We start from the raw sequence: 20,932 nt of genomic DNA on the forward strand, positions 1-20,932 counted from the left end.
ACCGAATGCAGGAGCGGGCTTGCCCCGCGATGAATTCAACTCAATTGTCGAGCATCACCTGCAACGCCCGGCAATCCGCTGCATGCCAGTCGGCCAGCTCTGGCCAGGGGTTATCCGGCAGGTTCACCAGAATCGTCCGCGCCCCCGCCGCCCGGCCGCAGTCCAGGTCAAAGCGGTAGTCGCCGACCATGACCATCTCGCTCGGCGCCACCGCCCAGGCGTCGGCCAGCTTCAGCAAGCCGCCAGGGTGTGGCTTGGGCGGTGCTTCATCACGCCCGACCACGTGCTCGACGGCAAAGCAGTCGGCCAGGCCGATTGCCTCAAGGGTGATATGCGCAAGCTCCCGGGCATTGCGGGTAAGGATACCCAGCTGGCAACCGCGCGCCGCCAGCTCGCGGACCAGCTCCACGGCACCGGTAGCCGGGCGTGAACCAATCGCCAGCTCACGTTCATGCTCCAGCAACCAGGCGTGCTTGGCTGCGGCTTCATCGGCCGGCAGGGCCGCCAGGTGGGTGAGGATGTCGTGGGTCTGGGGAATTTCCAGCGCCACCTTGATCGCGGCAAAATCATGCACGGCAACGGTCAGGGTGCCGTCCATGTCGAACACCCAGTGGCGAATCTGCTGCAGGCTCATTGCCAGTCCTGGCGATGACGAATCAGGCCTTCCTGGCACGACGAGGCCACCAGTTGCCCGGCCTGGTTGTAGATGTTGCCGCGGGCAAAACCACGGGCATTGCCGGCCCACGGGCTGTCCATGGCGTACAGCAGCCACTGGTCGGCGCGCAGGTTGCCGTGGAACCACAGCGCGTGGTCGAGGCTGGCGATCTGCATGTCCTTGTGCCACACCGATTTGCCATGGGGCAGCAGCGAGGTGGTCAACAGGCCAAAATCCGAGGCATAAGCGAGCATGTACTTGTGCAGCGCCGGCACGTCCGGCAGGTTGCCGTCAGCACGGAACCAGACGTACTTGACCGGCTCGCCGGGCTTGGGGTTGAACGGATCCTCGGCAGTTACCGGACGCATTTCGATCGGCTTGGCGCAGAGCATCTTGTCGCGAATGGCTTCAGGCAGGCGATCGGCCATGCGCTTGGCCAGCTCGACTTCCGACGGCAGGTTTTCCGGGCCGACCACCTTGGGCATCTGGCTCTGGTGCTCGAAGCCTTCCTCGTCGTACTGGAACGAGGCGCTGCAGGTGAAGATGGTCTTGCCCTTCTGGATCGCCGTCACCCGCCGGGTGCTGAAACTGCCACCATCGCGTACGCGGTCGACCGAATAGACCACCGGCATGCTGGCGTCGCCCGGGCGCAGGAAGTAGCCGTGCAGCGAGTGCACGTGGCGCGCCTCCTCGACCGTCTGGCTGGCCGCCGACAGCGACTGGCCCAGTACCTGCCCACCGTACAACTGACGAAAGCCCAGGTCCTGGCTTCGCCCGCGGAACAGGTTTTCCTCGATCGATTCCAGGCTCAACAGGTCAACCAGATCGTCCAACACGTGGCTCATTCAAGATTCTCCAAGGCAATGCGCAACTGCGGCAAATAATACAGGGTTTGTCATTGCCGGCCCGTATGTTGTGCAATTCAGCCGCGCAGGGTGGCCTGCCACTGGGCGCGGTCGATGCGGTACAACACGTGCGCTCGCAAAGGGTCGCCAGGCTCTAGCCTGGGGTGTTCGAAGCTGCCGGCCAGGTCCTGCTGCATGCCGATGGCCTGCATGACTTTTTGCGATGGCAGGTTGCTCTCGGTGGTGAACGACACCACCTGCTCCAGGCCCAGTTGAGCGAAGGCGCAGCGCAGGCTGGTCCAGGCCGCTTCACTGGCAAAACCCAGCCCCCAGTGGCGCCGGGCCAGGCGCCAGCCGATCTCCACCGCCGGGGTAAAATCGGCGGCAAAACTCACGTTGAGCAGGCCGGTCATGCCGATAAAGGCGCCGGTGTCCTTGCGCTCCAGGGCCCACAGGCCAAAGCCGTATTCATTGAAGTGGCCGCGAATCCGGCCGATCAGCGCAGCGCTCTCGACCCGGGTCAAGGGTGCAGGAAAGTAACGCATGACCTGCGGGTCGGCGCACATCGCGGCGAACTCCCTGAGGTCGTCATCCTGCCATTGGCGCAACAGCAACCGTGCGCTTTCCAGTTGCAATATCGGGGTCATGCTCGGCTCCTTATCCACAGCCTGCTGTTTATAGCGTAGGTAACAACCTCGGCTCCAAGCTATTTTTCACATCCCTTTCACTGGTTCTGAACCTGACCTTTTCTACAGTGCGTTCACTCTTGAACCTGCCTGAAGTGGTCCTATGTCATCTTCCCACCTGACGCCTGCGCTTACCGCCAGCACTGCCACCCAGCGACGACGCGGCGCTCCCTGGCGCCAACCGCTGACCGGGCTGGGCCTCCTGCTCGCCCTGGTCATCCTTGCACTGTGGTGGACATCGAGGACACCGATCGTGGACCTGGGCAGCGACAATCAGATGCACAACAGTGGTGTTTACAGCGAATGGGTCAAGGGCGCGGTCATCGTCCTGATCCGCCATGCCGAACGTTGCGACCGTTCGCACAACCGCTGCCTGGGCGACCCCAGCGGCATTACCCTCGAGGGTAGCCAGGCGGCCAGCGACGTCGGTAACGGCATCCAGCGCCTGGGCCTGAACAACGCTCAGGTGCTGAGCAGCCCGGAGGTGCGCACCCAGCAAACTGCGCACTTCATGTTCGGCAAGGCGATCGCCAGCGAGGACTGGCTCAAGCAATGCGACAAGGGTTTTGCCGATGCCGCCTTCAAGCACAAGCGCGCCGACCATAACCTGGTGCTGGTCACCCACAGTGGTTGCATCGATCATCTTGAGCGGCAGTTGAATGTGCCCGGTGGTGAACGCTCCAGCGCCTATGCCAGTGCCTTGTTCGTGTCCATGGGCAGCAACGGCAAGGCGCGGATTCTCGGGCAGATGAACGCCAATGAATGGCGCAAACTTGTCGCCAGCGCAGGAATGTAAAGCATGCCGGGCCCCTCTCGCCGCGACTTCTATCTGATCAACCTGGGTTTGCCGCTGCTGCTGGCTGCCGTGGTTTTTTTGCTGTTCGACCTCACCAGCCTCGACCGGCTGATCAGCAACCTGCTGCTCGACCCGGCCAGCGGCCAGTTCCCGCTGCTGCACAACCAATGGTTCGAGAAAGTGACCCACAAGTGGCCGCGCATCTTGCCGAACTGGACCGGCGAGCTGGCAGTCATCGGCTCGCTGTTGTCGTTTATCTGGCCACGCTTTGCCGCTTATCCACAGTCCACTGCCAGCCGCGTGCTGAACACCTGGCGTATCGCTGCGGTGCTGCGCTTGACCACCCGCTACCGTCGCGACTTGCTGTTCGTGGTGGTGGCCTTCGCCCTGAGCACCACGGTCATCCATTACCTGAAAAGCCACACCAGCGTGTACTGCCCGGTGGAGACCACCCTGTACGGTGGCAGCGAGCTGCGCCAGGAATGGTTCGAGAACTTCACCTGGCTGGACAAGGCCGGTGCCGGGCGTTGCTGGCCGGGTGGCCACGCCTCCAGCGGCTTTACCTTGCTGGCGCTGTACTTCGTTGCCCGGCGCCATCGCTGGGCGCATGCGCGCAAACTGCTGGTGGCGGTGTTGTTGCTGGGGCTGGTGTTTGGCACCACCCGCGTGCTGCAGGGCTGGCACTATATGTCGCACACCTTCTGGGCAGGGATTTTCGTCTGGCTGACGACCTGGCTGACAGCACTGTTCTTTTACGGCCGGCTGGCATTACAGGCTCCCGCGCGGGTGGCGACCAGGGCACGGACGCCGGCATTGATCAACGCCACGCCAGCATCACTACGCCCAGAGTGACCAGGCTGATACCGGCCCACTGGCGCAAGTCAAGCCGCTCGCCCAACAGGGTTACGCCAAGTACCGCCACCAGCACCACGCTGAGTTTATCCACAGGCGCCACCTGTGACGCCTGGCCCAACTGCAGGGCTCGGAAGTAACAGATCCACGAGGCGCCGGTGGCCAGCCCCGACAACACCAGAAACAGATAGCTGCGGGCCGGGATCGAACTCAGCGACTGGTACTGGCCGGTGGCATACAGAATCAGCGCCAGGCTGATCAGCACCACCACCGTACGCAGCAAGGTGGCGAAGTCGGAGTTGATGCCGCTGATGCCGACCTTGGCGAAGATCGCGGTCAACGCGGCGAACACGGCGGATAACACCGCCCAGAAAGTCCATGAAGCCAACACCATAAGTACGCCTGTGCAAGGAATTGCTACTCATTGTAGAAGCTGGCGTAACGGCCTTGGTAACTGGCAAGATCAGCTTCTGTCTCGCTCAAGACCCTGCCATGCCGCTGCCGCTGATCTACCACGACGACTACAGCCCGGAGTTTCCCGCCGAGCACCGCTTTCCGATGGACAAGTTCCGCCTGTTGCGCGACCACCTGGTCGCCAGCGGCCTGACTACCGACGCGGCGTTGCTACGCCCCGAGGTTTGCCCCAACGACATCCTCGCCCTGGCCCATGACCGCACCTATATCGAGCGCTACATGAACGGCGAGCTGTCGCGTGAAGACCAGCGCCGCCTTGGCTTGCCCTGGAGCGAAGCCCTGGCGCGGCGTACCGTGCGCGCGGTCGGCGGCTCGCTGCTGGCAGCCGAGCAGGCGCTGGAGCATGGCATCGCCTGTCACCTGGCCGGTGGCACCCATCACGCCCATTACGATCACCCGGCCGGCTTTTGCATCTTCAATGACCTGGCGGTGATCAGCCATTACCTGCTCGCCGCCGGGCGGGTGCACAAGGTGCTGATCTTCGATTGCGACGTGCACCAGGGCGACGGTACCGCGCGCATCCTCCATGACACCCCGGACGCGATCACCGTATCGCTGCATTGCGAGCAGAACTTCCCCGCGCGCAAGGCCGAAAGCGACTGGGACATCCCTCTACCGCGCGGCATGGGCGACCAGGCGTACCTGAAGGTGGTCGATGACGCGCTCAACTACCTGTTGCCGCTGTACCGCCCGGACCTGGTGCTGTACGACGCCGGGGTCGATGTGCACAAGGACGACGCCCTGGGTTATCTGCAACTGACCGATGAAGGCGTCGCCGCCCGTGACCAAAGCGTGCTGCGCCACTGCCTGGGCCGGGACATTCCGGTGGTTGGGGTGATTGGTGGTGGCTACAGCAAGGACCGCGAAGCCCTCGCCCGCCGCCACGGCATACTGCACCACAGCGCCAGCCGTGTGCTGGGTTACTCACAATGACTGTGGAACCGCCTGTGGATAACCTGCGGGAAAGCCCCTCAAGGCCTTTAACCACGGGGCCTTGAGGCCGATGTACGTTTTTTGATCAGTGATTCCGGACGCCGCGCTAAGGTAGAATGCCGGCTCTTTTTTCCAGCTTGCAGCCGACCATGACCGACACTTGCACCACCGACCGCCCACACGTTGCCATTATCGGAGGCGGGCCGGCCGGGTTGATGGCCGCCGAAGTGCTGAGCCAGGCCGGGGTCGCCGTCGAGCTGTACGACGCCATGCCCTCGGTGGGGCGCAAGTTTCTCCTGGCCGGGGTCGGTGGCATGAACATCACCCACTCCGAGCCTTACCCGGCATTCATCGCCCGTTATGCCGAGCGCACGCAAGACGTTGCCCGCCTGCTCGAAGGCTTCGATGCCGATGTGCTGCGCCAGTGGATTCACGACCTGGGCATCGAAACCTTCGTCGGCAGTTCCGGCCGGGTGTTCCCCCGCGACATGAAAGCCGCGCCACTTTTGCGCGCCTGGCTCAAGCGCCTGCGCGATGCCGGGGTCGTTATCCACACCCGCCATCGCTGGTTGGGCTGGAATGCCGATGGCAGTTTGCGAATCGCTTATCCACAGGGCGAGCTGGCGCTCAAGCCGACCGCCACCGTGCTGGCGCTGGGCGGCGGCAGCTGGGCACGCCTGGGCTCCGATGCGGCCTGGCTGCCCTGGCTGCAAGCGCAAGGCGTGCAGATCGCGCCATTGCAGGCGGCCAACAGCGGCTTCGAGGTCGAGGGCTGGAGCGCGCTGCTCAAGGACAAGTTTGCCGGCGCGCCGCTGAAGAACATCGCCCTGAGCCTTGCCGGCCAGGCGCCGCGCCTGGGCGAATGCGTGCTCACTGCCCAAGGCCTGGAGGGCAGCCTGGTGTACGCCTGGTCGGCGCAGATCCGCGAAGCGATCAACCGCGATGGCAGCGCCAGGGTGCTGGTCGACCTGCTGCCCAACCGGCCTGTGGATAAAATCCAGCAGGCCCTGGCCAAGCCGCGGGGTTCGCGCTCAATGGCCAAGCACCTGCACAGTCAACTGGGGCTGGACGGGGTCAAGGCGGCGTTGTTGCGAGAGCAGACCGATCAACCGACCTTTGCTGACCCGGCCTTGCTGGCGCGGGCGATCAAGGCCTTGCCGATCACCCTGGTGCGCCCTCGCCCGCTGGACGAAGCGATCAGCAGTGCCGGCGGAGTAACCTTCGAAGCACTGGATCAGCGCTTGATGCTCAAGCAGCTGCCCGGCGTGTTCTGTGCCGGTGAAATGCTCGACTGGGAAGCGCCAACCGGCGGCTATCTGCTGACTGCCTGTTTTGCCAGTGGGCGCAAGGCCGGGTTGGGGCTGCTGGAGTGGCTTAATGGCTGAATAATCGCGGGTCAAGGCTTGCGCTTGCGCGGCCCGGTATTGAAGGCCGGCACCTTGCGTACCGGCTTGGCCTGCGGCGCTGCCGCTGGCGCTTCAGCGCTGTCCATCCAGCGCCCGAGGCTGCGCTTGCTGCTGCTTTCCTTGGGCTTCTTCGGCTTTTTCGGCTTCTTCAGCACCTGGCCGCTGGCATCGGTCATCGGCACCTTGTGGTCCGGAATGAAATCCGGCTCTTCGTGGCGTGGCAAGGTCTTGCGGGTCAGGGTTTCAATCGCTGACAGCAGCTGCACTTCGTCGGCGCACACCAGCGAAATCGCCTCACCGCTATTGCCTTTGCGCCCGGTACGACCGATGCGGTGAATGTAGTCCTCGGCGACGATCGGCAGGTCGAAGTTGACCACCAGCGGCAGGTCGTCGATATCCAGCCCGCGCGCCGCCACATCGGTGGCGACCAGGATCTGGATCTCGCGGGCCTTGAAGCTGTCCAGGGCACGCTGGCGGGTTGCCTGGGGCTTGTCGCCATGAATGCCGTCGGCATTGACGCCCTGGCCACGCAGGCGCTCGACCAACTGGTCAACGCCATTGCGGGTCTTGGCGAACACCAGCACCTGCTTCCAGCGCTGCTTGCGCATCAGGTGGCTGAACAGCTCCGGCTTGCGCTTCTTGTCCACCGGCACGATCCACTGTTTGACCGTACTGGCGGTGACATTGCGCGGGCTGACTTCGATGCTCAGCGGGTCATTGAGGGTCTGCGCGGCCAGTTGGCGGATCTCGTCAGAGAACGTCGCTGAGAACAGCAGGGTTTGCCGGCGTGCCGGCAGGGCGGCGTACACCGCGCGCAGCTCTTCGGCAAAACCCAGGTCGAGCATACGGTCGGCTTCATCGAGCACCAGCGCCTGCAACTGGTTGAACTTGACTGCGTTCTGGCGGAACAGGTCGAGCAGCCGGCCCGGGGTGGCCACCAGCAAGTCGATGCCCTTGCGCAGCTTCATCATCTGCGGGTTGATGCTGACCCCGCCGTACACCGCATAGGTGCTCAGCGGCAGGTGCTCGGCGTACTCACGAATGTTGGCGTGAACCTGTTCGGCCAGTTCACGGGTCGGCACCAGCACCAGGGCGCGCACCGAGTTGCTGGCGACCTTGGCCCCTTCCAGGGTCAGGCGTTGCAGCAGCGGCAGGGCAAAACCTGCGGTCTTGCCGGTGCCGGTCTGGGCGGCGGCCATCAGGTCGCGGCCGGCCAGTACGGCAGGAATGGCCTGGGCCTGGACCGGCGTCGGGGTGTTGTAGTCCAGGCGCTCGAGCGCGCGCAGCAAGGGTTCGATCAGGCCGAGTTTGGCGAAAGTCATGGCAATACCGTCAAGGGAATTCAGCAATGGCGGCAGTTTACCTTGTTCAGGCCCGGCGCGTGCCGCCATCGCTATCAGCCTTGCGGTGCAAAGCGTACCTTGAGCAGGCGATCGAGCCCTTCACCCAGGTAGAACGAAAACGGCCTGCCGCTCTGGTAGGCAATCGCACGACATGCCGCGAATGCTTCGGGATCGCTGCGGATGAAAAACAGGTAAGGCTGATCCCTGACAGTGCCAATTTTGCCGAACTCGAACACCAACCGGTCGATAGTCTCCGGGCGCTGGATCCGCACCCGCATATCGCCCATTTCCAGGCGCTCAAGCAATCGCTGCTCATCGAACGACAATTGCGCCGGCGCCCGCAGTTGTAAACCGCTGGGCATGCGCAGTTTCATCTCGCCGCGCAGATCGGCGCCACTGACATTGAAGTCGGTGACTTCGAAGGGCAAGGCGCCATTCAGCCTGGCGCTAGCCTCGCAGATCATATCGGCCTGCGGCTTTTGCGCAGTCGCCTGCTCGTTGCGCCGCAGTTGCACATCGATTTGCGAAGGAAAGCTGAAGTGCAGCGCCAGCGACATCTCGCCAAGCGCGACGACTTCAGCGGGCGCCGGGCCAAAATCGTAAACACCCAGGCCCACCTGACGCGCCTGACGCATGTCGACCAGCAGCCGGCCAGTGGGCCGAACCTCTTCCCGAGCGGGCTCGAATGACTCGAACAGCGCCCGCAGTTGCTGACGCTGCCCGGCGTCCAGGGCATCCTTGGCAAAACGCACCTGCAACGCTTGCCGGTTGCCGGGCTCAAGACGCAGTTCGAGCTTGCCCGCCGGGATCGGCCAGGGGGCCATGGCTTGGCGCACGGCCTGCAAATAGGCGGCCTCGATTTCGAAACTGTTTTCCAGAGAGATGGGTTCCTGGAAATACAGGGTCATGAAGGTTTGCTTACCGTCATACAGCATCACCACGCCCATTACGAGCAAGGCCACACAAGCAAAAATCTTCACTGCCTTCCTGGCAAAACGTCCTTTCATTTACACAGTTCACCTTCCACTTCGCCAACAGTTTTGGCTTTTTCCACTGCCGGCCGGCGCCACTGCGGCACACCGATCAGCACAACGGCGCCAATGATAACCGCCATTGCCACGCATTCCTCGAAACCAATTTGCTCGCCGGCAAAAACAATCCCCAGCAACACCGCCACCGCCGGGTTGACATAGGCATAACTGGTGGCCGCGGCCGGGCGCACATGCTTGAGCAGGTACATGTAGGCGCTGAAGGCCAGGATCGAGCCGAAGAACACCAGATAGGCCAGCGCCCCCCAGCCAGCGGCGGTAGGCATCTGGGTCATGCGTTCGCCACTCAGGGCGCTGCCGAGCAGCAAGACCACGCCACCGACAAGCATTTCTGCGGCGCTGGCCATCGGCCCGGCGGGCAGCGGCAGGCTTTTGCTCCAGACCGAACCGAAGGCCCAGGAGGCGGCGGCAAACAGGATCAGCGCAGCGCCGACCGGGCTGGCCTGCAGGTTGGAGCCGAGGTTGAGCAAGGCGATGCCGACCAGGCCGAGGACAATCCCGGCCCATTCCAGACGGGTGTTGCGATGGCCCCAGAGCAGGCCGAACATCAAGGTGAACAGCGGCACTGTGGCCACCGCCAGCGCTGCCACGCCTGAAGCTACACCGGCATGTTCAGCCAGGGTTACGCCGCCGTTGCCGCAACTGAGCAGCAATACGCCGATGACACTCGCCGCCCGCCATTGCGGCCAGGTCGGCGCCGGCAAGCCGCGCCAGCGCAAAAAGCCGTAGAGCAAGGAGCCGGCAATGACGAAACGCACCCCGGCCATCAGCAACGGCGGCCAGGATTCGACGCCGATGCGAATCACCAGGTAAGTCGAGCCCCAGACCAGGTACAAGGCGAGAAAGGCGCCGATCAAGACTAACGGGAAGCGACGGGAGGCAGGCATGGGGGGCTCGAATTATGGGTGTCGGGCAGTTAGTTTAGAAAGGCAGCGCAGTAAACATAAGTTACAAAACCTGTTTAAACGAACCGTACACTTTTGAAACAACGGATCTTTTGGCCTTGCGCCTTGGAATCAACAACCCGCCCCTGGAAACCCATGGACAAATACGATCGCATGCTCCTCAGCGCCCTGCTGGACAACGGCCGCGCCTCCTTCGCCGAGCTCGCGCGCAAGGTCAATCTCTCCGCTCCGGCGGTGGCCGAGCGGGTGGCCAAGCTTGAGGCCAGCGGGGTGATTACCGGCTACCAGGCCAAGGTCGACCTGGAGAAGATCGGCCTGCCGATCCAGTGCGTGATCGAACTGCGCCTGGCCAGCCATGGCAACCAGCAAACCTACGAAGAACTCACGCAGATTCCGCAACTGACCGAGTGCCACCGGGTGACCGGCGACCCCTGCGTGATCATGCAGGCGGCAGTGGGTTCGATGCCGGAACTCGAAGAGCTGATCAACCGGGTCGCCCGGTTCGGCTTCAGCAAGACCTCGATCATTCTCTCCAGCGCCGTGGAACGGCGCTTGCCGCTGGGCCACCTGGAACACAACGGCAAGAAGGCCTAGCGATAGGTTTTAAGCGCTTCGCCGATCTTCGCCGCGGGGACTTTCTGCAGGCTGCAGAACAATTGGTGGGAAACGCCGTTGACGCCCTGCTGGCGCAATTGTCCGGCCAGGTGCTGGGCGAGGTTGGCGGCCATTTCGGCATCGGCCATGGCCCGGTGCGCGGTGCCGGTGTCAGGCAGGCCGGCCCAGCGGGTCAGGGTGCCGAGCTTGTGGTTTGGCGCCGAGGGCATCAGGCGCCGCGCCAGCAACATCGAGCAGGCGAAACGCTGACTACGGCTACGGCCGATCTGCGCCAGCTCGTAGTCCCAGAACTTCTGGTCGAACGAGGCGTTGTGGGCGAGCATCGGCGTATCGCCAACGAACTCGGCTACTTCGTTCATCACCCGGGCAATTGGCGGCGCGCTGCGCAGCATGGCGGTGGTGATACCGGTCAGGCCGGCGACAAACGCCGGTACCGGTACCCCGGCATTCATCAGGCTTTGGTAGCGCTCGACGATGCGCCCGCGTTCCAGCATGACCACCGCCACTTCGGTGGCGCGGCAACCGGCGCCGGGTGAAATGCCAGTGGTTTCAAAGTCGATGACAGCGATACGTTCCAAAACGACAACCTCAAAAATCTTAATGCTTGAGCAGCAGGCTGCCCTCGATGGGCACATATCGGCTAGCAGCGCGAATCAGTGAATTGGCGGTCAGCCCCGGCACGCCATAGGCAACGGCCTGAATGCCGTGACGGCTGATGACCCGTTCCAGCAGCAGGTCGAAATCGCCGTCGCCGGAGGCCAGCACCACCTCATCGACCCGCGCGGCGGCATCGATCACATCGAGGGTGATGCCCACGTCCCAGTCGCCCTTGGCCGAGCCGTCGCTGCGCTGGATGTAGGGTTTGAGTTTGACCGTGAAACCGAGGTTGCGCAGGATCTGTTGAAACTGCTGCTGCTTGCTGTCGCCGCGGTCGATGGCGTAAGCCACCGCCTCGACGATCTGCCCGTGCTGGCTGATATCGGCCCACAGCGCCGCGTAGTTGAAGTGGCAACCGTAGGCCTGGCGCACGGTGTAGTAGAGGTTTTGCACATCGGCGAATACCGCGATCTTCTTCACCGCTTTTCCTCATGGCGCCACGGCGCTGTTGCCGGCCGCCGCACACCGGGGCCGTTTCGGCGCCCAGTATGCCAGCCCGCGGGCCATGCGGGTAAGCGCGGTCAGACGAAGCTGTCGTCGTCGCCGCCGAAGAAGCCGCCATCATCGCTGCCGTAGTCGGTGTCGATGAAGCCGCCCTGGTCGTTGCCATAGCCGCCGTTGTCGGCGGTCAGGCGCTGCTCGTCGTTGCTGCCCCAGCCGCCGCTATCGCTGGCGGGTGCTGGTTCTTCCTTGATCACTTCGACCACCTCTTCAGGCTGCGAGTGATGGTTGAACAGGCTGCTGATGCCCTGGGCCAGCATCACCCCGCCGGCCACGCCTGCAGCAGTTTGCAGCGCGCCACCAAGGAAGCTGCTGGCACCGCCGCGGGCCGGGGCCTGGGCGGGAGCTGCGTTGAAGCCCTGCTGCTGGGCAGGCGGGTTGAACGAGGGGCGCGACGGTTCGCGCCAGCCGCCACCACTGGCAGGAGCGCTGGCCGCCGCCTGGTTTTGCACCGGCTGCGGGTCGCGGGTACCGCTGCCGAAGATGCTCGACAGGAAGCCGCCACTGCTGCTCGGTGCGGTAGCGGCTACCTGGGCCTTGGCCTGTTTGAGCTCGGCCTGCAGTTGCTTGTTCTGTTCATCCAGGCGCTTGAGCGCCGCTTCCTGCACCAGGATCGCCTGGGCCATGTAGTAAGGCGCCGCCGGTTGCTGCTGCAGGTGCTCGCCAATGCGCGCCTGGGCCTGGGCATCACGCGGCACGGCCGGATCTTCGGCCTGCTTGAGCCGACCGAACAGGCCGTCGATCAGGGTTTGTTCTTCACTGTTCATGGGCAACCTCACTGCAAAAGCGGAAAAACGGGTACCGGTAAAATGGGGTGCCGAGGCGCCAGATTCAACACAAGCCGGGATTAAACTTTCTTCAGGTTGGCCAGCGCCTGGGCTAAAGTGACGCCCTGCTTTTATTCAATGCGATATCGACCGATGAATCCGCTTAGTGTTCTGCGCGACTCCCTGTATTTCTTCCGCCGTCACCTGCTGAGCATTGCCCAGTTGTGCCTGCCGCTGGTGGTGCTCGAAGCCCTGTGCGCCCAGTTGCTGTACCAGCAACTGGGCAAGGACGCCTCGCCAGGCTACGGCATGCTGGTCAGCCTGCTGTTCTACCCGCTGTACAGCGCCGCGCTGATCCTCTACCTCGACAGCCGCAGCAACGGCTACGCCCCGCTCAAGCGCAACCTGCTGGCCATGGCCTTGCGCCTGTGGCCGTCGTTTGCGCTGATGGTGATGCTCAGCTCGTTGCTGATCATGGCCGGCGCCGCGCTGTTCATCATTCCCGGCATCTGGGTGATGATCCACCTGGTGTTTGCCGAATACGCCCTGGTATTGCGCGGCCAACCACCGATCGAAGCCATGCGTACCAGTTTCCAGATGACCACCGGCAACTTCTGGCGCATCTTCAGTTGCGTCCTCGGCGTAATGGCAGTGCTGTGGCTGATCGACGGCCTGAGCATGATGCTGGTGCCCGAGCCGTCGCCGCTGGCGCAACTGGCTCTGGATAGCGGCAACGGCTTTTTGCAGCTGTTCAGCACCGTAGTGATGTTCCGCCTGTACATGCTGGTCAGCGAACCGGCGACAGAGCCACCGCTGTCCTGACTGGTTAGCCGATGACCCGACTCCTGCGCAACGCCCTGCTGACCCTGCTTGTTGTGATCGCCCTGCTGTGGCTGCTGGCCAGCCAGCTGAGCTGGCAACCTGAACCGCGCGAGAGCCTGGCGGTCAGTTGCCGGGCCAGCACGGCGGCGCTGGTACCCGGCCAGGTGCTCAAGGTGATGACCTGGAACGTGCAGTACCTGGCCGGCAAGCGCTACGTATTCTGGTACGACCAGGGCCGCGGCGACGATACCCGCCCTACCCCTGAAGACCTCGCCTTCAACCTTGATGAAGTGGCGCGGGTAATCCGCGCCGAGCAGCCGGACATCGTCCTGCTCCAGGAACTGGACAACAACGCCAAGGCCAGCGGCTACCAAGACCAACTGGCACTGCTGCGCGAACGGCTGGTGGATATTTACCCCTGCGCGGTGCAGGCCTACGACTGGAAAGCCGATTTCGTCCCCGACTGGCACATCTTCGGCAGTGTCGGCCGCAGCCTGGCGACCCTGAGCCGCTACCCGATCAAGCAGGCCGAGCGCCTGCAATTGCCGGTCGACGCCAGCAATGCCTGGCAGCGCTTGCTGCAACCGCAGCAGGCGATTGTTGCCAGCTACCTGCCGCTGCGCGATGGCGGTCAGCTGGCGGTGCTCAACACCCGCCTGGCGACCTTCGAAGCCGGCAGCGATATCCAGCGCCAGCAGGTGCAACAGGTGACGCGCCTGCTCGACAAGCTGGAAAGCCAAGGCACGCCGTGGTTGATCGGCGGCGACTTCAACCTGCTGCCGCTCGGCCAGTACCGCCGCCTGCCGGCCGAACTGCGCGGCCAGTACGTTGCCGACAGCGACCTGCATCTGCTCTGGGACAAATACCCGATGATCCCCAGCAACGCCGAAGCCAGCGGCGCCGACCGCGCGGCCTGGCTGACCCACTACCCCAACGACCGCAACCTGCAAGGCCCGGACCGCACCCTCGACTACCTGTTCCACAGCCCCAAACTGCAGCGTCTGGGGGCACAGGTAATTCAGCAGGACACCCTGGAGATTTCCGATCACCTGCCAGTGACGGCGCGCCTGCTGTTGCCGGCGCAGCCGTGACTACTTGCGCGGCTTGGCCCGCGCCGTGGCTTCGGCCACCAACGGATCATCCGGCCAATAGTGCTTGGGGTAGCGCCCTTTGAGGTCTTTCTTCACTTCGGCATAGGTACTGCGCCAGAAGTTGGCCAGATCCTGGGTCACCTGTACCGGCCTGCGCGCGGGCGACAGCAAATGCAGCAGGACTTGCTGACGGCCCTGGGCGATGCGCGGAGTTTCGGCCAGGCCGAACAGTTCCTGCAGACGCACGGCGAGAATCGGCGGGGTTTCGCTGTAGTCCAGGCGAATGTTCGAACCCGAGGGCACACTCAGGTGCACCGGCGCCTGCTCATCCAGGCGCTGGGGCAGCGGCCAGGGCAGCAGGTTGCGCAAGATCGACGCGAGGTCGAGCTGGGCAAAATGGCTCAGGCGGGTGACCTTGCCCAGGTAGGGTTGCAACCACTCGGACAGGTTCGCCAGCAGCGCGGCATCCCCCAGGTCCGGCCACTCGCTTTCACCACGGCTTGCCAGGTCGAGCTGGCGCAACAGCGCCACCCGTGCCTGCCACTGGCGCAGCTCGGGCGTCCACGACAGCAACTCCAGACCCTTGCGCCGCACCAGTTCCAGCAAGGCCCGGGCGCGGGCGTCTTCATCCAGGCCGGTCAAAGGCTCGCGGCTGAGCACCAGCTCGCCGACCTTGCGCTGACGCTCGGCACGCAAAACGTTCTCGCGTTCGTCCCAGTCAAGGATATCCAGGCTGCGCACCTGTTCGGCCAGCACCCCGTCGAACAGTGCCGGGTCGAAATCGGCGGCCAGGTAAATGCGCTCCTCGCGCTGGCCCTGACGGCTGCCCAGATCGGCGATCACCAGCCACGAATGTTTCATCAAGGCATCGGCTTCGCCAAACAACGCAGCGCGACCGTTGGCCAGGCGATATTCCGCACCGCCGGCACGCCGCTGCTGCGCAACGCGGTCGGGATAAGCCAGTGCCAGCAGGGCGCCGAGCCAGCGCGAATGCTCGGGGTCGGCGACGGCTGCAGTGGCGTTGCCACGCAGGTAACCGCGGTACTGGCGGGCCAGTTGCCGGGCGCGCTGCACACCGCCCTGCGCGCCTTTGGCCGCGCGGGTTTCGCCGCTGAGCAGGGCCAGGCGGCTATGCAGGTCGGCACCGCCGCCGCGCAGAATGTCGCGCTCACCGAGCAAGGCGGCGACATCGCAGGCCATGTCGGCCAGGCCCAGGTCCTGGCCGCGCAGCAGCAGGTGGGCGATGCGCGGATGCGCCGGCAGTTCGGCCATGGCCTGGCCGTGGGCGCTGAGGCTGTCCGGGCTGTCGGCCTTGAATGCGCCCAGGCGCTGCAACAGCTCCAGCGCCTGGCCATAGGCGGCCGCAGGCGGTTGGTCGAGCCAGCGCAGTTGTTCGGGGGTAACGCCCCAGCGCGACAGTTGCAGGGCCAATCCAGCCAGGTCAGCCTGGAGAATTTCGGCCGCGCCATAGGCCGCCAGTTGCTCGTGCTGGGCTTCGGACCACAAGCGATAACACACGCCGGGCTCCAGGCGCCCAGCGCGGCCAGCACGCTGGGTGGCGCTGGCGCGGGAGATGCGCTGGGTGTCCAGGCGGGTCATGCCGCTGCCAGGATCAAAGCGCGGCACCCGCGCCAGGCCCGCATCGACCACCACGCGCACACCGTCGATGGTCAGGCTGGTCTCGGCGATGTTGGTCGCCAGCACCACTTTGCGCAGGCCGGCGGCTGGCGTGTCGATGGCGGCGCGCTGGGCATTGAGATCGAGCTCGCCATGCAGCGGGCACAGGAGGATATCGCGGCGCTCGCCCAGGGCCTCCTGCAGTGACTGATGCACGCGGCGAATCTCCGCCTGCCCCGGCAGGAACACCAGCACGCTGCCCGACTCGTCGCTGATGGCCTGCAGCACCGTCTCGACCACCCGCGGCTCGATGAACTCGCCTGCCTGGAACGGCCGGCTCCAGCGAATATCCACCGGGTACATGCGCCCTTCGCTGCTGACCACCGGAGCATCGTCGAGCAGGCTCGACAGGCGCTCGCCCTCAAGGGTCGCCGACATCAGCAGGATTTTCAGCGGCGGGTCGTCACGCAACAGTTCGCGACCATTGAGGCTCAGGGCCAGGGCCAGGTCAGCATCGAGACTGCGCTCGTGGAATTCGTCGAAGATCAGCAGGCCCACTCCGTCCAGCGCCGGATCGGCCTGCAGGCGGCGGGTGAGAATCCCTTCGGTGACCACCTCAATGCGCGTGTTCGGCCCGACCTTGCTGTCCAGGCGGATGCGGTAACCAACCGTTTGCCCGACCTGCTCACCCAACTCGCTGGCCAGCCGTTCGGCCGCCGCCCGCGCCGCCAGGCGCCGAGGTTCGAGCATGAGGATGCGCTGCCCGGCCAGCCACGGCTCATCGAGCAGCGCCAGCGGTACGCGGGTGGTCTTGCCGGCGCCAGGGGGCGCTTCGAGCACCGCTTCGTGGCGCTGGCTCAAGGCGGCGCGCAAGGCTGGCAGTGCGGCATCGATCGGTAATGATTTCATGGTGGCCCTCAAACAATCCGCCGAGTATAACGGCGAACCGAGCCTGCCTTATCATGGTCTTAGCTGTAGATACAGGCTCTTTGCCTGTATCTTTGTCGCCTTCATTCCGGAGACTTCCATGCGTATTCCCTCCCGTGTCATTGGCGGCGTCGTGATCGCCACCCTGCTGAGCCAACTGACCGCCTGCGGCACCCTGTTCTTCCCCGACCGGCGCGGCCAGATCGAAGGCAAGATCGACCCGGTGGTCGCTGCCCTCGACGCCATCGGCATTCTTTTCTATGTGATCCCGGGCCTGATCGCTTTCGGCATCGACTTCGCCACCGGCGCCATCTACCTGCCCGGCGGCACCACCGCCCAGGTCGCGCCTGAAAAACTCAATGAAGCCATCAGCGCCGACGGCAAGGTCGACAACAGCAAGCTGCAGGCTATTCTCGAAAGCGAACTGGGCCAGCGCCTACCGCTCAACGACCCGCGCCTGATCCAGCACAAGGGCAGTGTCGAGCAACTGGCCATGTACGGCCTCAAGCCCGCTGCTTGATCTCTGACAGGAAGCCACCTTCGGCATGACTCCCTCGGCTGAACACCAACGCCTGCTGCGCCTGGCCACCCGCGCATCGCTGGCGGTGGCCAGTATCCTGATCCTGACCAAGGCGCTGGCCTGGTGGCTCAGCGGTTCGGTCAGCCTGCTGGCCGGGTTGACCGACTCGGCGCTCGATGGCGTCGCCTCGTTCCTCAACCTGCTGGCGGTGCACTACGCCCTGCGCCCGGCCGATGACGACCACCGTTACGGCCACGGCAAGGCCGAAGCCATGGCCGGCATGGCCCAGGCGCTGTTCATCGGCGTCAGCGCGGTGCTGATCGGCGTGCAGGCGGTTGAGCGGCTGCAGAATCCGCAGCCTCTGGGTGACACCGGCATCGGCATTGCGGTGATGCTGTTGTCGCTGGTGCTGACCATTGCCTTGCTGATGCTGCAGGGCAAGGTGATCCGCATCACCGGCTCGACAGCGGTGCGCGCCGATTCACTGCATTACCGCTCTGACCTGCTGCTCAACGGCAGCATCCTCGTTGCCCTGGTGCTGGCGCGCTTTGGTTGGCCACAGCTGGATGCAATCTTCGGCCTGGGCATTGCCCTGTACATCCTCTGGAGCGCCCTGCAGATTGCCCGCGAGAGCAGCTCGATCCTGATGGATCAGGAGCTGCCCGGCGACATCAGCGATCAGATGCTGGCGCTGGCCTGCAGTGTGCCGGGGGTGCGCGGCGCCCACGACTTGCGTACGCGGGTGTCGGGTAGCCACTGGTTCGTGCAATTGCACCTGGAGTTGCCCGGGGACCTGCCGCTGACCCAGGCCCATGCCTTGTGTGACCAGGCAGCGGCGGCGATCAACAGCAAGTACCCCAAGGCTGAAGTGCTGGTGCATGCAGATCCGGTGATGTGAGGCAGTTGGCAAGGCTGCTCTTTGCCAGCGAGGGGCTGCGCAGCAGCCCTGGGTCAATTGACGCTATAACCTCGCCCGCTCAAACAAGCACCCTGCGCCCGCCGATAGTTATCGGCCACCTGCGCCGACGGCGCATAGCTGGCCGCAGCCGGGTCAAAACCGGTCTGCTGCACCGCCCAGCGATGGCATTCGTAGCGGTCGCGATCAAGCTGCTGCGGGCTCTGGCCCTGCGCGGGATAAGCAATCACGTCATAACCTGGGCCGCTTCGGGCCGGCGTACTGGCCGCCGGCGGGTTGACCACCACATACTCGCGGCTGTCTTCCAGGTACTGGTAATACGTCCCTGCCGCCAGAAAGAACAGCGCACTGCCTATCCACACTTGCTGGGCATAGTCGGGCAGGTAGTTGACCCGCACGCCATAGGGCGGAGTCACCACTACATAGCGCGGGCCTTGCGGGCGATACCAGTAACCGCCGGAATAGAAGTAGTCATGCCCGCGATAGGGTACTTTCCAGTACTGCTCGGGGAAGTGTTCGATGGTTTGCCCCGGGCGGTATTGCGGCCCCGGCCCCCAGCCATTGCCGTGGCCATTCCCATGCCCGCCGCCACCGGCGTGGTAATAGCGGTTGTCGTTGCGCCGCGGGATATCCTGGTAATAGCCGGTGCGTGGCTCCTGGGTCTGGCGCACTTCATCGGGCCGCGACTGCAGGGGTGAAGCTCCCCGCCCCTCAGCCAGCAGCGGCAGATTGACACTCATGCACAGCACACCCACACCCGCCATACGCCAGACACGCGACTTCATACTTTCCTCTCGGACCGATAACAAGGGGCCTGTGATTACTCTATCAGGCCGTCTGCCAGGGGTTATCGGCCGCCAGATGAAATTTGAGTAATAAAAAAGGGAGACCCTGGGGTCTCCCTTTGAGAATTTTGTCCGTGCTCGGCGCTTGTGACACCGGCTCACCTCACGCCGTCTTGTGGACAGTGTGTAGCCCGGGGGCCGAGCACAACCTGGTGGGGTTGCTGGCCGCAGCTGGCCTGATTCGGCCCGCCGCACTGGACTGATGTCCGGGCAGTGATTCTGGTGATAAGAATACGGCGATGGCAGCGGCAGAGGATTGCGAAGATTGCTCATTTAAATATCACTTGCGCAATTTTTGCCTACAGATTGATAATTCGACGCAATCGAAACAGAAAAGGCCAATCCCATGAGCAAGCTCGACCGTTATGACCTGAGCATTCTTGCCGAATTGCAGCGCGATGCGCGTATCTCCAACCAGGAACTGGCCGAGCGCATCGGCCTGTCACCTTCGCCCTGCTCGCGTCGGGTCAAGCAACTGGAAGACGACGGTTATATTGCCCGCCAGGTCGCCCTGCTCGACCGCAAGAAGCTCGGCCTGAGCCTGACCGCCTATGTGCTGATCGGCATGGACCGGCACACTCCCGAGCGCTTCGAGACCTTCGAGGCGGCGATCCGCAGCCTGCCGCAGGTGCTCGAATGCAGCCTGGTGACCGGGATGGATGCCGACTACCAACTGAAAGTCGTGGTGCCCGACATGGACCATTACCAGCAGTTGCTGCTCGGCCACCTGACCCGTATCGAAGGCGTGACCAGCGTGCGCTCCAGCTTTGTTCTCAACCAGGTACTGGCCAGCACCGAACTGCCGCTCACGCACCTGCGTTAGTCAGGCTGGCAACGGCGGCGTATAATCGCGCGCCTCAACCTGCCGGAGAGTATCGATGGATCCTGCGTTGTTCGAAGAATGGATGATGACCATCCTGGTCACCATCCTGATTGGTTTCATGGGTTTTATCGTCTGGGACCTGGCGAAAAAATCCAAGGCCGGCAAGTTCGGCACCTTCATCCTGTTTTTCGTGCTGGGCCTGGGCATCCTCGCCTTCATCATCAAAAGCGTGGTGATCGGCTTCATCGAAGGCGTCTAAAGCCTGGCCGGGACTTCCCGCCACTGGCCCTGATCGAGGCCATCCAGGCTCCAGTCGCCGATCCGCACGCGCACCAGGCGCAGGGTCGGCAAGCCGACGGCAGCGGTCATGCGCCGCACCTGACGGTTGCGCCCTTCCTTGATGACCAGCTCCAGCCAGCTTGTCGGTACGCTTTTGCGAAAGCGTACCGGCGGGTTGCGTGGCCACAGTTCGGGCTCGTCGAGCTGACGGGCCTGGGCCGGCAAGGTCGGGCCGTCGTTGAGCTCGACGCCATCGCGCAAACGCTGCAGTTGCTCCTCGCTCGGCTCCCCTTCTACCTGTACCCAATAGGTTTTCGCCAGCTTGTGCCTGGGGTCGGCGATCCGCGCCTGCAACTGGCCGTCGTTGGTCAACAGCAGCAGGCCCTCGCTGTCACGGTCCAGGCGCCCAGCCGGGTAGATGCCGGGGATGGCGATGAAGTCCTTGAGGGTCGCGCGCCCTTCGCCGTCGCTGAACTGGGTCAGCACGTCAAAGGGCTTGTTGAACAGGATCAACCGCGGCTCGGCCGGCGGCGCCTTGGCGTGGCGACGCGGGCCGGCGGGTTTGGCCGCGGGGCGCCGCGGCTTGGAGCGTGGGGGTAACGACATGG

The 20,932-nt window shown here is 64.1% G+C and carries 24 protein-coding genes; 11 read left to right on the forward strand and 13 right to left on the reverse strand.

Annotation, left to right across the window (positions count from 1 at the left end; genetic code table 11):
• Positions 1–40: 40 nt before the first annotated feature.
• The 3 genes from LOY22_RS23180 to LOY22_RS23190 form a co-directional block, all read right to left on the reverse strand.
• A complete protein-coding gene (locus LOY22_RS23180; RefSeq protein ID WP_093379258.1) occupies positions 41–634 on the reverse strand; it encodes an HAD family hydrolase in 594 nt (197 codons plus the stop codon).
• Positions 631–1,500 (reverse strand): acyl-CoA thioesterase II, encoded by an 870-nt coding sequence (tesB, locus tag LOY22_RS23185; RefSeq protein WP_045199789.1) that lies wholly within the window; start codon positions 1,498–1,500, stop codon positions 631–633. Before tesB ends, LOY22_RS23180 begins: the two co-directional genes overlap by 4 nt.
• 77 nt (positions 1,501–1,577) lie before the next feature.
• A complete protein-coding gene (locus LOY22_RS23190; protein WP_093379253.1) occupies positions 1,578–2,147 on the reverse strand; it encodes a GNAT family N-acetyltransferase in 570 nt (189 codons plus the stop codon).
• 142 nt (positions 2,148–2,289) lie between these two features.
• On the opposite strand from LOY22_RS23190, the gene LOY22_RS23195 reads away from it, so the two are divergent.
• On the forward strand, positions 2,290–2,982 hold the full coding sequence (locus LOY22_RS23195) for a histidine phosphatase family protein (protein ID WP_258594986.1): 693 nt from the start codon (positions 2,290–2,292) through the stop codon (positions 2,980–2,982).
• Between the two features lie 3 nt (positions 2,983–2,985).
• A complete protein-coding gene (locus LOY22_RS23200) occupies positions 2,986–3,834 on the forward strand; it encodes a phosphatase PAP2 family protein (RefSeq protein WP_258594987.1) in 849 nt (282 codons plus the stop codon).
• Here LOY22_RS23200 and LOY22_RS23205 read toward each other — a convergent pair.
• Positions 3,800–4,228: an EamA family transporter gene (locus LOY22_RS23205; protein ID WP_123565145.1), complete on the reverse strand. Its 429-nt coding sequence runs from the start codon at positions 4,226–4,228 to the stop codon at positions 3,800–3,802. The genes LOY22_RS23200 and LOY22_RS23205 overlap by 35 nt on opposite strands.
• A gap of 98 nt (positions 4,229–4,326) precedes the next feature.
• Between LOY22_RS23205 and LOY22_RS23210 the strand changes: the two genes are divergently transcribed.
• Together LOY22_RS23210 and LOY22_RS23215 are read left to right on the forward strand one after the other, a co-directional pair.
• On the forward strand, positions 4,327–5,241 hold the full coding sequence (locus tag LOY22_RS23210; protein ID WP_093379240.1) for a histone deacetylase: 915 nt from the start codon (positions 4,327–4,329) through the stop codon (positions 5,239–5,241).
• 149 nt (positions 5,242–5,390) lie between these two features.
• Positions 5,391–6,626, forward strand: coding sequence for a TIGR03862 family flavoprotein (locus LOY22_RS23215; protein WP_213603190.1), 1,236 nt, complete (start codon positions 5,391–5,393; stop codon positions 6,624–6,626).
• Positions 6,627–6,637: 11 nt separating this feature from the next.
• Here the strand turns inward: LOY22_RS23215 and LOY22_RS23220 are convergent, their stop codons facing one another.
• The 3 genes from LOY22_RS23220 to yedA all read right to left on the reverse strand — a co-directional run bounded on the left by LOY22_RS23220 (position 6,638) and on the right by yedA (position 9,926).
• Positions 6,638–7,969 carry a DEAD/DEAH box helicase gene (locus LOY22_RS23220; RefSeq protein ID WP_045200051.1) on the reverse strand — a complete coding sequence of 444 codons (1,332 nt, stop codon included), beginning with the start codon at positions 7,967–7,969 and terminating at the stop codon, positions 6,638–6,640.
• A 74-nt stretch (positions 7,970–8,043) separates the two neighbouring features.
• Positions 8,044–8,952: a hypothetical protein gene (locus LOY22_RS23225; RefSeq protein ID WP_143013258.1), complete on the reverse strand. Its 909-nt coding sequence runs from the start codon at positions 8,950–8,952 to the stop codon at positions 8,044–8,046.
• A 41-nt stretch (positions 8,953–8,993) separates the two neighbouring features.
• Positions 8,994–9,926: a drug/metabolite exporter YedA gene (yedA, locus tag LOY22_RS23230; RefSeq protein WP_258594991.1), complete on the reverse strand. Its 933-nt coding sequence runs from the start codon at positions 9,924–9,926 to the stop codon at positions 8,994–8,996.
• Between the two features lie 153 nt (positions 9,927–10,079).
• Here yedA and LOY22_RS23235 point away from each other — a divergent pair, with 153 nt between their 5' ends.
• Positions 10,080–10,538 (forward strand): Lrp/AsnC family transcriptional regulator, encoded by a 459-nt coding sequence (locus tag LOY22_RS23235; RefSeq protein WP_045199806.1) that lies wholly within the window; start codon positions 10,080–10,082, stop codon positions 10,536–10,538.
• Here LOY22_RS23235 and LOY22_RS23240 read toward each other — a convergent pair.
• The 3 genes from LOY22_RS23240 to LOY22_RS23250 all read right to left on the reverse strand — a co-directional run bounded on the left by LOY22_RS23240 (position 10,535) and on the right by LOY22_RS23250 (position 12,484).
• Positions 10,535–11,137: a PolC-type DNA polymerase III gene (locus tag LOY22_RS23240; RefSeq protein WP_045199808.1), complete on the reverse strand. Its 603-nt coding sequence runs from the start codon at positions 11,135–11,137 to the stop codon at positions 10,535–10,537. The two genes, LOY22_RS23235 and LOY22_RS23240, sit on opposite strands and share 4 nt — an antisense overlap.
• 19 nt (positions 11,138–11,156) lie before the next feature.
• Complete coding sequence (locus tag LOY22_RS23245) at positions 11,157–11,636, reverse strand: NYN domain-containing protein (RefSeq protein ID WP_036996945.1); 480 nt, start codon at positions 11,634–11,636, stop codon at positions 11,157–11,159.
• 101 nt (positions 11,637–11,737) lie between these two features.
• A complete protein-coding gene (locus LOY22_RS23250) occupies positions 11,738–12,484 on the reverse strand; it encodes a DUF2076 domain-containing protein (protein WP_213603186.1) in 747 nt (248 codons plus the stop codon).
• Positions 12,485–12,637: 153 nt separating this feature from the next.
• On the opposite strand from LOY22_RS23250, the gene LOY22_RS23255 reads away from it, so the two are divergent.
• Positions 12,638–13,306, forward strand: coding sequence for a membrane protein (locus LOY22_RS23255; RefSeq protein ID WP_045199812.1), 669 nt, complete (start codon positions 12,638–12,640; stop codon positions 13,304–13,306).
• An 11-nt stretch (positions 13,307–13,317) separates the two neighbouring features.
• On the forward strand, positions 13,318–14,397 hold the full coding sequence (locus LOY22_RS23260) for an endonuclease/exonuclease/phosphatase family protein (protein ID WP_258594995.1): 1,080 nt from the start codon (positions 13,318–13,320) through the stop codon (positions 14,395–14,397).
• Here LOY22_RS23260 and hrpB read toward each other — a convergent pair whose 3' ends face one another.
• On the reverse strand, positions 14,398–16,923 hold the full coding sequence (gene hrpB, locus LOY22_RS23265; protein ID WP_258594997.1) for an ATP-dependent helicase HrpB: 2,526 nt from the start codon (positions 16,921–16,923) through the stop codon (positions 14,398–14,400).
• A gap of 118 nt (positions 16,924–17,041) precedes the next feature.
• On the opposite strand from hrpB, the gene LOY22_RS23270 reads away from it, so the two are divergent.
• Together LOY22_RS23270 and LOY22_RS23275 are read left to right on the forward strand one after the other, a co-directional pair.
• Positions 17,042–17,461, forward strand: a complete 420-nt coding sequence (locus tag LOY22_RS23270) for a polyribonucleotide nucleotidyltransferase (protein ID WP_093379221.1) — start codon at positions 17,042–17,044, stop codon at positions 17,459–17,461.
• A gap of 25 nt (positions 17,462–17,486) precedes the next feature.
• Positions 17,487–18,359 carry a cation diffusion facilitator family transporter gene (locus LOY22_RS23275; protein ID WP_093379218.1) on the forward strand — a complete coding sequence of 291 codons (873 nt, stop codon included), beginning with the start codon at positions 17,487–17,489 and terminating at the stop codon, positions 18,357–18,359.
• A 53-nt stretch (positions 18,360–18,412) separates the two neighbouring features.
• Here LOY22_RS23275 and LOY22_RS23280 read toward each other — a convergent pair whose 3' ends face one another.
• Complete coding sequence (locus tag LOY22_RS23280) at positions 18,413–19,162, reverse strand: DUF6515 family protein (protein ID WP_258595000.1); 750 nt, start codon at positions 19,160–19,162, stop codon at positions 18,413–18,415.
• A 406-nt stretch (positions 19,163–19,568) separates the two neighbouring features.
• Between LOY22_RS23280 and LOY22_RS23285 the strand changes: the two genes are divergently transcribed.
• Both LOY22_RS23285 and LOY22_RS23290 read left to right on the forward strand, forming a co-directional pair.
• On the forward strand, positions 19,569–20,045 hold the full coding sequence (locus LOY22_RS23285; protein WP_010222927.1) for an Lrp/AsnC family transcriptional regulator: 477 nt from the start codon (positions 19,569–19,571) through the stop codon (positions 20,043–20,045).
• Positions 20,046–20,100: 55 nt separating this feature from the next.
• Positions 20,101–20,304: a DUF2788 domain-containing protein gene (locus LOY22_RS23290; RefSeq protein ID WP_010222926.1), complete on the forward strand. Its 204-nt coding sequence runs from the start codon at positions 20,101–20,103 to the stop codon at positions 20,302–20,304.
• Here LOY22_RS23290 and LOY22_RS23295 read toward each other — a convergent pair.
• The gene (locus LOY22_RS23295; protein ID WP_045199823.1) at positions 20,301–20,930 is read right to left on the reverse strand and encodes a pseudouridine synthase; all 630 of its coding nucleotides are present in this window, start codon (positions 20,928–20,930) and stop codon (positions 20,301–20,303) included. The genes LOY22_RS23290 and LOY22_RS23295 overlap by 4 nt on opposite strands.
• Positions 20,931–20,932 lie beyond the last annotated feature (2 nt).

This window comes from Pseudomonas sp. B21-035, from assembly GCF_024748945.1.
Taxonomy (GTDB): Bacteria; Pseudomonadota; Gammaproteobacteria; order Pseudomonadales; family Pseudomonadaceae; genus Aquipseudomonas.